The following is a 12116-nucleotide window of genomic DNA, read 5'->3' as shown; positions in this document are numbered from 1 at the left end:
CTCCATCGCCATGTAGAGCATCTCCTCGGCGGGCCGGGACATGCGGTGGATCTCGTCGAGGAAGAGGACCTCACCCTCCTGGAGGGAGGACAGGATCGCGGCCAGGTCGCCCGCGTGCTGGATGGCCGGTCCCGAGGTGATGCGGATGGGGGCTTCCATCTCGGCCGCGATGATCATGGAGAGGGTGGTCTTGCCGAGGCCGGGGGCGCCGGAGAGCAGCACGTGGTCGGCGGTGGCGCCGCGCGCGCGTGCGGCGCGCAGCACGAGGTCGAGCTGCTCGCGGACCTTCTCCTGGCCGATGAACTCGTCCAGGTCCTTGGGGCGCAGGGCGGCCTCGACGGCCTGGTCCTCCCCGTCGGCGACAGATCCCACCAGCCGCTCGGCGGCAGCGGGGTCGGTCGTGTCGTCCCAGTTCACTGAAAGTCTCCTAGCCGGGTGGGGCGGGGCGGTACGAGGGGTGGGGGCCCTTATGGGGAAGGGGCGGCGGTACGGGCTAGCGGGCGCGGTTCAGGGTCTGCAGGGCCGCCTTCAGCAGCGCGCCCACCTGGGGTGTGCCCCCGGCCGCCTCGGCCTGGGGGGTGACGGCGGTGACGGCCTCGTCGGCCTCGCGCGTCGCGTAGCCGAGGCCGATCAGGGCGGCGTGCAGCTGATCGCGCCAGCCGGCGGTGGCGGGGCTCGCGGCGGTCGCCGTGCCCACCGGCGCGCCGAGGCGGTCCTTCAGCTCCAGGAGCAGCTTCTGGGCGCCCTTCTTGCCGATACCGGGGACGGCGGTGAGCGCCTTCTCGTCGGCGGTCGCGACGGCCCGGCGCAGCGCGTCCGGGGCGTGCACGGCCAGCATCGCCTGGGCCAGGCGGGGGCCGACGCCGCTGGCGGTCTGCAGCAGTTCGAAGGTCTGCCGCTCGTCGTCGTCCGCGAAGCCGTAGAGGGTGAGCGAGTCCTCGCGTACGACGAGGGAGGTGGCGAGCCGGGCGATTCGGCCGACCCGCAGCGTGGACAGCGTGTTCGGCGTGCACTGGACGGCCATGCCGACGCCGCCGACCTCGACGACCGCGGCGTCGGGTGCGAGCGCGGCGATCGTGCCGCTGACGAAGGCGATCATGCGGTGCGCCCCTTCGATGGGCCGGGTGATGGGTTCGGTGAGGGGATCGGTGCTGTGGGTGTTCTCGGGCCGGACGCCCTCGAGGCGGCCGTGCGCGCAGTGGTCGTGCGGGGGGCGGTGCGCGGTGCGGTGCGCGAGGCGTGCAGAGCGGCGGCCTGCTGGAGCCGGTTCTGCGCGGGGGCCCGCCAGATGTGGCAGATGGCGAGGGCGAGGGCGTCTGCCGCGTCGGCGGGCTTCGGGGGCGCGTCGAGCCGCAGCAGCCGGGTGACCATCGCACCGACCTGGGCCTTGTCAGCGCGCCCGGAACCGGTCACGGCCGCCTTGACCTCACTGGGGGTGTGCAGGACGACGGGAATCCCTCGGCGGGAGGCGCACAGCAGGGCGACGGCGCTCGCCTGGGCGGTGCCCATCACCGTACGGACGTTGTGCTGGCTGAAGACGCGCTCGACGGCGACGAACTCCGGCCGGTACTCGTCCAGCCACTGCTCGAGGCCCTGCTCGACGGCGACGAGACGGTGACCGAGGTCGGCGTCGGCGGACGTGCGCACGATGCCCACACCGAGCATGGTCAGCGGTCGCCCCGCGACCCCTTCGACCACCCCGACACCGCATCTCGTCAGTCCCGGGTCCACCCCCAGTACACGCACCCTGCACCCCTCTTCTCGGCTGATCCGCCGCCGCTCTCGCGGACCTGGTCGATCGCCGTCGGGGTTCCTCAATTGCTGGTTGCGGTCCGGCGGACGGTGATCCTTGACGTGTGCCAGGCTATCGGCTGCCACTGACAGGAGCGGCGGGGGGGGGGGGGGGGGGGGGCCCCCCCCCCCCCCCCCCCCCCCCCCCCCCCCCCCCCCCGCGGCATGTCCGGCCGGTTTGCTGATTTGTCGACACCCGGCGGGTGATTTCCGGATCCCCGGTGAAGGTTGGCTTCCGGGGCGCGTAGCTTTGGCGGCAACACGCGTCGGTAGGAGCAGTCTTGGCACGGAAGATCGGCAGCCGGTACACCGCCCACCAGATCCTCGGACGGGGCAGCGCCGGTACGGTGTGGCTCGGCGAGGGGCCGGACGGGCCCGTCGCCGTCAAGCTGCTGCGCGAGGACCTCTCCTCGGACCAGGAGCTCGTCGGACGCTTCGTGCAGGAGCGGACGGCGCTGCTCGGTCTGGAGCATCCGCACATCGTCTCGGTGCGCGACCTGGTGGTCGACGGCAACGATCTCGCGCTGGTCATGGACCTGGTCCGCGGTACGGATCTGCGCACCCGCCTCGACCGCGAGCGCAGGCTCGCCCCGGAAGCCGCCGTGGCGATCGTCGCCGACGTCGCGGACGGGCTGGCGGCGGCGCACGCCGCGGGGGTCGTGCACCGGGACGTCAAGCCGGAGAACATCCTGCTGGACATGCAGGGCCCGGTCGGTCCCGGCGGCTCGCACCGTGCGCTGCTGACCGACTTCGGGGTGGCCAAGCTCATCGACACCCCGCGCCGCACCCGCGCCACGAAGATCATCGGGACGCCGGACTACCTGGCGCCGGAGATCGTGGAGGGCCTGCCGCCGCGCGCGTCGGTCGACATCTACGCGCTCGCCACGGTCCTGTACGAGCTGCTCGCGGGCTTCACGCCGTTCGGCGGGGGACACCCGGGAGCGGTGCTGCGCCGCCATGTCACCGAGTCGGTCGTCCCGCTCCCCGGCATCCCCGACGAGCTGTGGCAACTGCTCGTGCAGTGCCTGGCCAAGGCGCCGGCCTCGCGACTGCGGGCCTCGGAGCTCGCGGACCGGCTGCGGGAGCTGCTGCCACTCCTGGCGGGGATGCCGCCGCTGGACGTGGACGAGCCGGACGCCGAGCCGGTGGAGCGGGAGGGCGAGGACACCCTGCCCTCCGGTCCGGCGCCGGCCGCCCGGGAGCCCGCGCGGCGGCGCGGCGCGGTCCCGCTGGTACCGGGAGCGAAACCGACCGACTCCAACCGGGACACCCACACGTCGATGCGTGTGCCGGGCCCCGACGAGCTGGCCGGAGGCGCCCGCGGCACGGCCCGCGCGCCCCGCGCGAGCGGCGCCCGCCGTCCCGGGTCGGCCCGCAATCGCGCGGTGGCCCGCCGGCGCCGGCTGACCCTGGCCGCGCTGACGGTGACCCTGCTGGCCGCCATCGGCGCGGGCGCCTGGCTGGCCGCCTCGGACGACGAGCCGGGAGCGGACCCGCGCGACTCGAACAACTCGGCCCCCGCCGTTCCCTGACCCCGGCCACGGCCCTCGCCGAGCCCCGCCCCTGGCCGGAGCCCCGCCGTACCCCGCCCGCCCCGACCTGCCCCGACGCCCGCGACAGGCCCCGGGGGGCGGGCGTCCGGCGTGGTACGCCCGGACGAGCCGTTACGCTGGGGGTGTGGCAGTCGTCGATGTTTCCGAAGAGCTCAAGTCCCTCTCCTCGACCATGGAGTCGATCGAGGTCGTTCTGGACCTCGACAAACTGAGGGCAGACATCGCCGTGCTCGAGGAGCAGGCGGCCGCTCCGTCCCTGTGGGACGACCCGGATGCGGCGCAGAAGATCACCAGCAAGCTCTCCCACCTCCAGGCCGAGGTCAGGAAGGCGGAGACGCTGCGAGGGCGGATCGACGATCTCGCCGTGCTCTTCGAGATGGCCGAGGAGGAGGACGACCCGGACACCCGCGCGGAGGCCGAGTCCGAGCTGGCCAGTGTCCGAAAGGCGCTCGACGAGATGGAGGTCCGCACCCTTCTCTCCGGCGAGTACGACGCGCGTGAGGCGCTCGTCAACATCCGCGCGGAGGCCGGTGGCGTCGACGCCGCCGACTTCGCGGAGAAGCTCCAGCGCATGTACCTGCGCTGGGCGGAGCAGCACGGCTACAAGACCGAGATCTACGAGACGTCGTACGCGGAGGAGGCCGGCATTAAGTCGACCACCTTCGCGGTGCTGGCGCCGTACGCCTATGGAACCCTCTCGGTCGAGCAGGGCACCCACCGGCTGGTGCGCATCTCGCCCTTCGACAACCAGGGCCGGCGCCAGACCTCGTTCGCGGGCGTCGAGGTGCTCCCCGTCGTCGAGCAGACCGACCACATCGAGATCGACGAGTCCGAGCTGCGGGTGGACGTGTACCGGTCGTCCGGTCCCGGCGGCCAGGGCGTGAACACCACCGACTCCGCGGTGCGCCTCACCCACCTCCCCACCGGCATCGTGGTCTCCTGCCAGAACGAGCGCTCGCAGATCCAGAACAAGGCCACCGCGATGAACGTCCTCCAGGCCAAGCTGCTGGAGCGGCGCCGCCAGGAGGAGCAGGCCAAGATGAACGCCCTCAAGGGTGACGGCGGCAACTCCTGGGGCAACCAGATGCGTTCGTACGTGCTGCACCCTTACCAGATGGTCAAGGACCTGCGCACGGAGCAGGAAGTGGGTAACCCCGAGGCCGTGTTCAACGGCGAGATCGAGGGCTTCCTGGAGGCCGGAATTCGCTGGCGCAAGCAGCGGGAGAAGTAACCCCGCGCGCGAACAGCGCTTTGTCGACAAGGCAACTGCCGCCCCAGGGGCGGCAGTTGCCTTTCGTGCGTCGGGGATGCCGGGCTTTTACATCACAATCACAGCTTCCACTCTCGGCAAAGCGCGCTTACGTGGACATCGCGTACGCAACGGCCTTGACGTTCATTTGAAAAGTGGGAAAGGTGAGGATCGGCATGCGTATCTCCGGGGCGCATGTGAACCGGGGGGCGTTTCATCGCAGTTATCCCCGTTGATCACGGCCCCGAGCGCAGCCTCATTGACGATCAGCTACTGGGGGTAGCACGCATATGACGAAGAAGACGCGGATTCGCGTCGCACGCATCGCGGCCGGCGCTGTGATCGCCGCGGGTGCGTCGCTGATGGTGACGGGTGTCGCGCAGGCCGACCCCGGCGACCCGCCCTGTGACATCGTCGTCGATCCGGAGTGCGGCGAGGACCCCGAGGTTCCGACGGACCCTGAGGTTCCCACCGATCCTGAGATTCCGACCGACCCCGAGGTTCCGACGGACCCTGAGGTTCCCACCGATCCTGAGGTTCCCACCGACCCCGGGGAGCCGGGCGGCGAGGACCCTGTGGAGGAGCCCACCGAGGCCCCGACCACCCCGGGTGGCGGCAACGGCAACGGTGGCGGCGGCAACGCCGCCGACCCGGCCGGCGGTGCCGGCCCCTCAGCCCAGGAGGAGGGCTCCTCGGCCCTCACCGACACGGGCGACGCGCCCGCTCCGTCGGCCCAGGGCAACGGCAAGGAGCTGGCCGAGACCGGTGCCGCCGAGATCACCTTCCTGGTGATCGGCGCCGCCACGATGATCGCCGGTGGCATCGGCTTCCGCGTGCTGCCGCGCCTCATGGGCAACCGTGGAGCCGCTGCCGCCTGACGGTGACGGCACGCGTACGTACCGTACGCGCGGCAGGAGACAGGTCGAGGGGCCCGGAGCGTGTTCGCTGCTCCGGGCCCCTCGGGCGTTCCTGTCCGCTCCGTGCGGGAGCCGTGCCGTACGAGTCCCGTGGTCCGGGTGCCCCTGCGGTCCGGGTGCCCCTGTGGCCCGGGCGCTCCGCGCCTTCAGACGGTCTGGTGGGCGAGCAGCGCCACCGCCGCGACCAGCACCACCAGCAGCGCGATCAGCGCCGTCGGGTTCAGACTCGTGAAGAAGTTCACCTGCTGCAGCCGCTCACGGTTCGCGCGGCACACCGGGCACCGGCCCTCGTTCACGGGTGCGGCGCAGTTGGCGCACACCAGCCGGTCATACGTCATGCGCTCACCCTCCTCACACCGGTTTCGGTCAGTACAACGCCCACGACCACGCGAACGTTCCCTCTACCACTGTGCCAGGTTCCGCGGCAATCGGCGCGACCCCCTGTGTCCTGCCCGCACATCCGGTATATAGCGCGCAAGTGTTACGCAACCCGGGCCGGTGACTGCGATCGGCCTTCGGGTTCGCGTAAGGTCACGCACATCTACCCCCGGCGACCCGTGGTGCACCCGTGATCCGATTCGACAACGTCTCCAAGGCCTACCCCAAACAGAACAGCCCAGCCCTCCGGGATGTCTCCCTGGAGGTCGAGAAGGGCGAGTTCGTGTTCCTCGTGGGGTCCTCGGGCTCCGGCAAGTCCACCTTCCTGCGGCTGATCCTCCGCGAGGAGCGGGTCAGCACCGGGCAGGTGCACGTCCTGGGCAAGGACCTCGCGCGCGTCTCCAACTGGAAGGTGCCGCAGATCCGGCGCCAGCTGGGGACGGTGTTCCAGGACTTCCGCCTGCTGCCCAACAAGACGGTCGCCGAGAACGTCGCCTTCGCGCAGGAGGTCATCGGCAAGTCCCGTGGCGAGATCCGCAAGTCCGTGCCGCAGGTGCTCGACCTCGTCGGGCTCGGCGGCAAGGAGGACCGGAGGCCCGGTGAGCTCTCCGGCGGTGAGCAGCAGCGCGTCGCCATCGCGCGGGCCTTCGTCAACCGGCCCAAGCTGCTCATCTGCGACGAGCCCACCGGCAACCTCGACCCGCAGACCTCGGTGGGCATCATGAAGCTGCTCGACCGGATCAACCGGACGGGCACCACCGTGCTGATGGCGACGCACGACCAGAACATCGTGGACCAGATGCGCAAGCGCGTCATCGAGCTGGAGAAGGGCCGCCTCGTCCGTGACCAGGCACGCGGCGTCTACGGCTACCAGCACTGACGAGGAACGGAAAGGCTTAACCCCACGCCATGCGCGCCCAGTTCGTTCTGTCGGAGATCGGTGTCGGTCTCCGCCGCAATCTGACGATGACCTTCGCCGTCGTCGTCTCCGTCGCCCTGTCGCTCGCCCTGTTCGGTGCCTCGCTCCTGCTGAGCGACCAGGTCACCAGCATGAAGGGCTACTGGTACGACAAGGTCAACGTCTCCGTCTTCCTGTGCAACAAGAACGACGCCGAGTCCGACCCCAACTGCGCCAAGGGGGCGGTGACCGAGGACCAGAAGGGGCAGATCAAGGGCGACCTGGAGAAGATGACGGTCGTCGACTCGATCACCTACGAGTCCCAGGACACGGCGTACAAGCACTACAAGGAGCAGTTCGGCGACTCCCCGCTGGCCAGCTCCCTCACGCCGGACCAGATGCAGGAGTCGTACCGGATCAAGCTCAAGGACCCGGAGAAGTACCAGGTCGTCGCGACCGCTTTCGACGGGCGTGACGGGGTGCAGTCCGTGCAGGACCAGAAGGGCATCCTGGACAACCTCTTCGGGCTGCTGAACGGCATGAACTGGGCCGCCCGCGCGGTGATGGCGCTGATGCTGGTCGTTGCCCTCATGCTGATCGTCAACACGGTGCGCGTCTCGGCGTTCAGCCGTCGGCGTGAGACCGGGATCATGCGGCTGGTCGGCGCCTCGGGCTTCTACATCCAGGCGCCGTTCATCGCCGAAGCAGCGGTCGCCGGACTCATCGGCGGCACCCTCGCCTGCGGATTCCTGCTGGTCGGCCGGTACTTCATCATCGACGCCGGACTGGCGCTGTCGGAGAAGCTGAACCTGATCAACTTCATCGGCTGGGACGCGGTGCTGACGAAGCTTCCGCTGATTCTCGCCACCAGTCTGCTGATGCCGGCCCTGGCCGCTTTCTTCGCGCTGCGCAAGTACTTGAAGGTGTGACTCTTGCCAAAAGGGGCGTACGGTCAAGCGGCCGTGCGCCCCTTCGCGTTGTCCTAGACTCACCGGCATGTCAGGTCGTGCCCTGTTCTGCGAGCCCCGTCGGATCCGCCGAGGGGGCGCCCTGACCTTGGTGTTCACCGGCGTCCTCGTGGCCGGCGCGGTCACCGGCAGCCTGCCCGGACCGGTCGACGGGAAGCCCGCCGCGGGCAGCACCCAGGCGGCCGCCCCCGTCGGACGTCACGCCGAGGTCGCCGAGGCGGCAGAGGCGGCCATGGCCGCCGGCACGTCTCCAGTGGAGGCCGCGCAGCGCGCCGTCAGCCGCAGCGGGGACCGGTGGGGAGCTGTCTACTCCCCGGGCGAGTACGAGGAATTCGTGGACGCCCTCGACGGCAGGTACACCGGCGTGGGCCTGTGGGCCCGGGAACGGGGCGGCCGCATAGAGGTGGCCGAGGTGGGCAGCGGCACCCCCGCCGCCGACGCCGGTATCCGTGTGGGCGACCGGCTGCGCAGCGTCGACGGCGCGACGGTCGACGGGCGGCCCGTCACCGAGGTCGTCTCGTTATTGCGCGGTGACGACACCGACGAATCCGCCGGCACCACCGTCCGTCTCGGCCTGGAGCGCGGTACGCGCGCCTGGAGCGAGACCCTGCGCCGGGCCCGGCTCTCCCGCGACACCGTGACCGTCGACGAACTCCCCGGCAAGATCACCGTAGTCAAGGTCGCCGCCTTCACCAAGGGCTCCGGCGACGAGGTCCGGACCGCCGTGCGCCAGGCCCCGGCCGGCGCGGGCATCGTCCTCGACCTGCGCGGCAACTCCGGCGGACTGGTCGCCGAGGCGGTCACCGCGGCCTCCGCCCTCCTCGACGGCGGCCTGGTCGCCACGTACGACGTCGAGGGCGAGCAGCGGGCCCTGCACGCCGAGCCCGGCGGCGACACCGCCAGACCTCTGGTCGTGCTCGTCGACGGCGGGACGATGAGCGCGGCCGAACTGCTCACCGGTGCCCTCCAGGACCGCGGACGGGCGGTCGTCGTGGGCTCCCGCACCTTCGGCAAGGGCTCCGTGCAGATGCCCAGCCGACTGCCCGACGGCTCGGTCGCCGAACTGACCGTGGGCCACTACCGCACCCCGTCCGGCCGGAAAGTCGACGGCCAGGGCATCACCCCCGACCTGGAAGCCGAGAAACGGGCACTCCAGCAGGCGGGCACGATCCTCGCCGGCCTCGGCCGCTAGCGCGACTTCACCCTGCCTCCGGAATCGGCTTTTCGCCAACCCCCTCCTTAGTGCCAAAATGGGCGGCACTATGGCTAAGGAAAAAGGGCGCAAGATGATCGCGCAGAACAAGAAGGCGCGGCACGACTACCTCATCATCGACACCTACGAGGCCGGCCTGGTCCTCACCGGGACCGAGGTGAAGTCGTTGCGCCAGGGCAGGGCGTCGCTGGCGGACGGCTTCGTCCAGCTGGACGGCAACGAGGCGTGGCTGCACAACGTGCACGTCCCCGAGTACAGCCAGGGCACCTGGACCAACCACAGCGCGCGGCGCAAGCGCAAGCTGCTGCTGCACCGCGCGGAGATCGACAAGCTGGAGTCCAAGTCCCAGGAGACGGGGCACACCATCGTGCCGCTCGCCCTGTACTTCAAGGACGGCCGCGCGAAGGTGGAGATCGCGCTGGCGAAGGGCAAGAAGGAGTACGACAAGCGCCAGACGCTCCGCGAGAAGCAGGACCGGCGGGAGACGGATCGGGCGGTCTCGGCGGTCCGCCGCAAGCAGCAGGCGTAGGGCCTGTCCGAGCGGCTCCCGGCCCGTCCCGGAGTCCTCGGAGCCGTCGTGCGGGAATACGCTGGCACCGAACCGCGTTGGTCACGTACGATGGCGACAGCACCTCACAGCGGGTGCGTACCTTGAGAAAAAAACATGGGGATGATCGGTTTCGACAGCGGCTGTCGAAGCAGGGGAAGCGTGTCGAGGAAGCGGCCATGATCTCGTAAACCACAGGCCGAAAAAATAATCGCCAATTCCAAGCGATCCATCTCCCAGGGCGAGCTCGCCCTCGCTGCCTGATCTTCAGGTAGCGAGCAGCGGCTCTCCTACTAGAGGGAGTGTCAGCCCGGGGGTGTTCCCGACCCGGTTCCTGGCATCATTTAGGGAACTAAACCTTGATCCCGGTCACGGGGTGAAGAGGGAAATCCAACAGTGACTGAGCCCGTCGGAGACTTGTCCGCGTGATCTCCGGGGCTGAGAAAAGCACAGCGGACTGCACACGGAGAAGCCCTGATTCCGCACCGTTGGACGCGGGTTCGATTCCCGCCATCTCCACAATTCCCATGTGGGCACAGGCCCCGTCGCATCAGCGGCGGGGCTTTTGTCATGCGCGGCTGACCTTCCCATGGGCCGCACGCGAGGCCTGAGCCCCGGGGAGTGGAGGACGGCGACCGCCCTTAAGAGGAGCAGTCCTTTGTCGTCGCGGTGCGGCTGCGTCAGCCCGTCGGCAGGACCGCCGTCACCGAGAACTCCCGGTCCTTCGGCCCGGCGTGCAGGGTGCCGCCCAGTGCGACGGCCCGGCCCCTGAGCCCGGCCAGGCCCGTACCGCGACGCCCGGCCGGCGGAGTGCGGGGAGACGCCGAGACGGCGGCGACGCCGTCGTTGCGGACGGTCAGCCGGATGTCGTCGACCCCGGCACAGAGTTCGATCTCGCAGATCCGGGCACGGCTGTGCTCCAGCACATTGCCCACCGCCTCGTGCAGCACCGACCGCAGACAGTCCGCCACCGCGCCACCCGGCTCGATGAGCGGTGGCAGGGAGGTGTGCACCGCTATCCCGGAAGCGGTGAGGAGCCGCTGGGCGTGGGCGAACTCGTCGGCCAGGGAGAAGGCCACCTCGGGGCCGCTGATGCGTCGCACGTCCTCATGCGTCCGCCGGGCGAGCTCCACGACCTCCGTGAGCACCGCCCGGGCGGACCCTTCGGGAACGTCCGCCCGCAGAGCGCTCTCCCCCCGCATCGCGATGACCACCAGCGACGTGCCCACCAGATCGTGCAGATCCTGCCGCATCCGTGCCCGGGTGCGCTGCTCGGTGAGCCGGGCCGTCTGTTCCCTGCTGCCGTGCAGACGGGCGGAGAGCAGGGCGAGGTGGGCGACCGCGAAGACCGTGCTCGCCGTGATCGCCGTACTCAGCAGAACGGCCGGTGAACCCCGGTCGGTGTCGATCACTCCCGTGCGGATCAGCAGCGGCCCGCTGGCGCCGACGAGCAGCGCGAGCGGAAGAGAGGTGGTGGGCGGCAGCGTGAGCAGCACGGCGCCGGCCAGGAAGCCGAGCAGGCTCAGCCACCGGTAGTGGAAGAGCACCAGCGGCAGGTAGGTGAGCACGGCCTGCACCAGCAGCAGTACCCACCTCGAGCGATACGGCAGTCGGTAGGGCGGTGGAGCGTACTGCCCGAGCAGGACGGCGGGCATCAGCACCAGCACGATGAGCCCGGTCGCCATCGCGCGTCTGCTGGTCGACGAAGAGGCCATGTCCAGCGCTGTCAGCGCGAGCGATCCGAACACCAGCACGATCAGTGTGCCGAGGGCGACCCGCGCTCCCGGTGGAGCCGTCTCACTCCCCACTTCCCCGCTCCGCATCGTCTCCCCGACCCTGCCCCGATCGTCCCGGTCCTGAGTGGCCTGGAGGCTGGGGGTGGTGATGACCTGGGTCTTTATGATTTTCACATGTTTCCCGCAGAGGGTGAAATCTTCACTTCTTCCCCTGCGGCACTCCTGCTTTGAACACGGTTTGACCATGTTCACAACAGCAGGAGGACACCAGAAGTGTCGGAGCGAATACGGTCCACCGACGAGTGGGAGGGGCCGGCCGTCGTCTTGCAGCGGCGCAGACGGCTGCTGCCCCGGATCGCGGTTTTGACCGCCATGGTGCTCGCGGCGGAGACGGCCGTGGTGGTCGCCACCACCGGCCAGGTGGTGGCCGTCGAACGTGACAAGAGCCGGCAAGCGGTCGGTAAACCGGCGCCCGAGGGTCCCGTCACCGCCGCGGACATCCCCTCGGCGAAGGTCGCGGCCCGGCTGAGCGGGAAGCGGGTCGAGGCACTGTCCGAGCGGACCGAGACCTCCACCACCTGGGTGAACAAGGACGGATCCCTCACCACCGAGCTGGCGGCCGGCCCGCTCCGTTTCGAGCGGGAGGGTGCCCCTATCTGTTTCGTCAAGCCCGGCGGGGCTGGTTCGTAGGGGTTGATCCTGGTTTTCGGGAGCGTCCCGCGAAGCGGGACGTTCCCGGCGGATCGGGTGCCTGGTGGGCAGCCCGGTGGCGGGTGTGTCAAGTTAACGGCTGATCTTGGTTGTTGAGGTTCAGTTGCTGGCCGGGGTGAGCCGGCCCTCGAAGGTGATCTGGAATGCGTTGAGGG

At 70.1% G+C, this 12116-nt stretch carries 12 protein-coding genes, 1 other RNA gene and 1 pseudogene; 9 read left to right on the top strand and 5 right to left on the bottom strand.

From position 1 onward, the window contains the following. The 3 genes from ACFYQA_RS38360 to ruvC form a co-directional block, all read right to left on the bottom strand. Window positions 1-417 (bottom strand): AAA family ATPase (locus tag ACFYQA_RS38360; protein WP_388928300.1); only part of this gene is annotated, 417 nt, incomplete at its 3' end. Window positions 418-493: 76 nt separating this feature from the next. Then, window positions 494-1099 (bottom strand): Holliday junction branch migration protein RuvA, encoded by a 606-nt coding sequence (gene ruvA / locus ACFYQA_RS38355; RefSeq protein WP_388928297.1) that lies wholly within the window; start codon window positions 1097-1099, stop codon window positions 494-496. Beyond that, window positions 1096-1746 (bottom strand): crossover junction endodeoxyribonuclease RuvC, encoded by a 651-nt coding sequence (ruvC, locus tag ACFYQA_RS38350; RefSeq protein ID WP_388928294.1) that lies wholly within the window; start codon window positions 1744-1746, stop codon window positions 1096-1098. The genes ruvA and ruvC overlap by 4 nt, the downstream gene beginning before the upstream one ends. A 326-nt stretch (window positions 1747-2072) precedes the next feature. Between ruvC and ACFYQA_RS38345 the strand changes: the two genes are divergently transcribed. The 3 genes from ACFYQA_RS38345 to ACFYQA_RS38335 all read left to right on the top strand — a co-directional run bounded on the left by ACFYQA_RS38345 (window position 2073) and on the right by ACFYQA_RS38335 (window position 5471). Beyond that, on the top strand, window positions 2073-3323 hold the full coding sequence (locus ACFYQA_RS38345) for a serine/threonine-protein kinase (RefSeq protein ID WP_388928291.1): 1251 nt from the start codon (window positions 2073-2075) through the stop codon (window positions 3321-3323). Between the two features lie 145 nt (window positions 3324-3468). Then, the gene (gene prfB, locus ACFYQA_RS38340; RefSeq protein WP_388928288.1) at window positions 3469-4575 is read left to right on the top strand and encodes a peptide chain release factor 2; all 1107 of its coding nucleotides are present in this window, start codon (window positions 3469-3471) and stop codon (window positions 4573-4575) included. Between the two features lie 308 nt (window positions 4576-4883). After that, a complete protein-coding gene (locus tag ACFYQA_RS38335) occupies window positions 4884-5471 on the top strand; it encodes a hypothetical protein (protein ID WP_388928285.1) in 588 nt (195 codons plus the stop codon). A 185-nt stretch (window positions 5472-5656) separates the two neighbouring features. On the opposite strand, the gene ACFYQA_RS38330 is transcribed toward ACFYQA_RS38335, so the two are convergent. Beyond that, window positions 5657-5848, bottom strand: a complete 192-nt coding sequence (locus ACFYQA_RS38330; RefSeq protein ID WP_388928282.1) for a hypothetical protein — start codon at window positions 5846-5848, stop codon at window positions 5657-5659. Between the two features lie 230 nt (window positions 5849-6078). Here ACFYQA_RS38330 and ftsE point away from each other — a divergent pair, with 230 nt between their 5' ends. The 5 genes from ftsE (at window position 6079) to ssrA (ending at window position 10036) form a co-directional block, all read left to right on the top strand. Further along, window positions 6079-6768 carry a cell division ATP-binding protein FtsE gene (gene ftsE, locus ACFYQA_RS38325; RefSeq protein ID WP_388928280.1) on the top strand — a complete coding sequence of 230 codons (690 nt, stop codon included), beginning with the start codon at window positions 6079-6081 and terminating at the stop codon, window positions 6766-6768. 29 nt (window positions 6769-6797) lie between these two features. Next, the gene (ftsX, locus tag ACFYQA_RS38320) at window positions 6798-7715 is read left to right on the top strand and encodes a permease-like cell division protein FtsX (RefSeq protein WP_388928277.1); all 918 of its coding nucleotides are present in this window, start codon (window positions 6798-6800) and stop codon (window positions 7713-7715) included. Window positions 7716-7782: 67 nt separating this feature from the next. Further along, a complete protein-coding gene (locus ACFYQA_RS38315; RefSeq protein WP_388928274.1) occupies window positions 7783-8946 on the top strand; it encodes a S41 family peptidase in 1164 nt (387 codons plus the stop codon). A gap of 70 nt (window positions 8947-9016) precedes the next feature. Then, window positions 9017-9496, top strand: a complete 480-nt coding sequence (gene smpB, locus ACFYQA_RS38310; RefSeq protein ID WP_388928272.1) for an SsrA-binding protein SmpB — start codon at window positions 9017-9019, stop codon at window positions 9494-9496. Window positions 9497-9633: 137 nt separating this feature from the next. After that, window positions 9634-10036: a transfer-messenger RNA gene (ssrA, locus tag ACFYQA_RS38305) on the top strand. Between the two features lie 158 nt (window positions 10037-10194). Here ssrA and ACFYQA_RS38300 read toward each other — a convergent pair. Then, a complete protein-coding gene (locus ACFYQA_RS38300; protein ID WP_388928269.1) occupies window positions 10195-11424 on the bottom strand; it encodes a sensor histidine kinase in 1230 nt (409 codons plus the stop codon). Between the two features lie 198 nt (window positions 11425-11622). On the opposite strand from ACFYQA_RS38300, the pseudogene ACFYQA_RS38295 reads away from it, so the two are divergent. Next, a pseudogene (locus tag ACFYQA_RS38295) lies at window positions 11623-11895 on the top strand (hypothetical protein); the annotation flags it as partial. Window positions 11896-12116: the final 221 nt, after the last annotated feature.

It is taken from the genome of Streptomyces sp. NPDC005774 (assembly GCF_042871645.1).
Lineage (GTDB): Bacteria > Actinomycetota > Actinomycetes > Streptomycetales > Streptomycetaceae > Streptomyces > Streptomyces pratens.
This window is presented reverse-complemented; position numbering and strand designations above follow the sequence as displayed.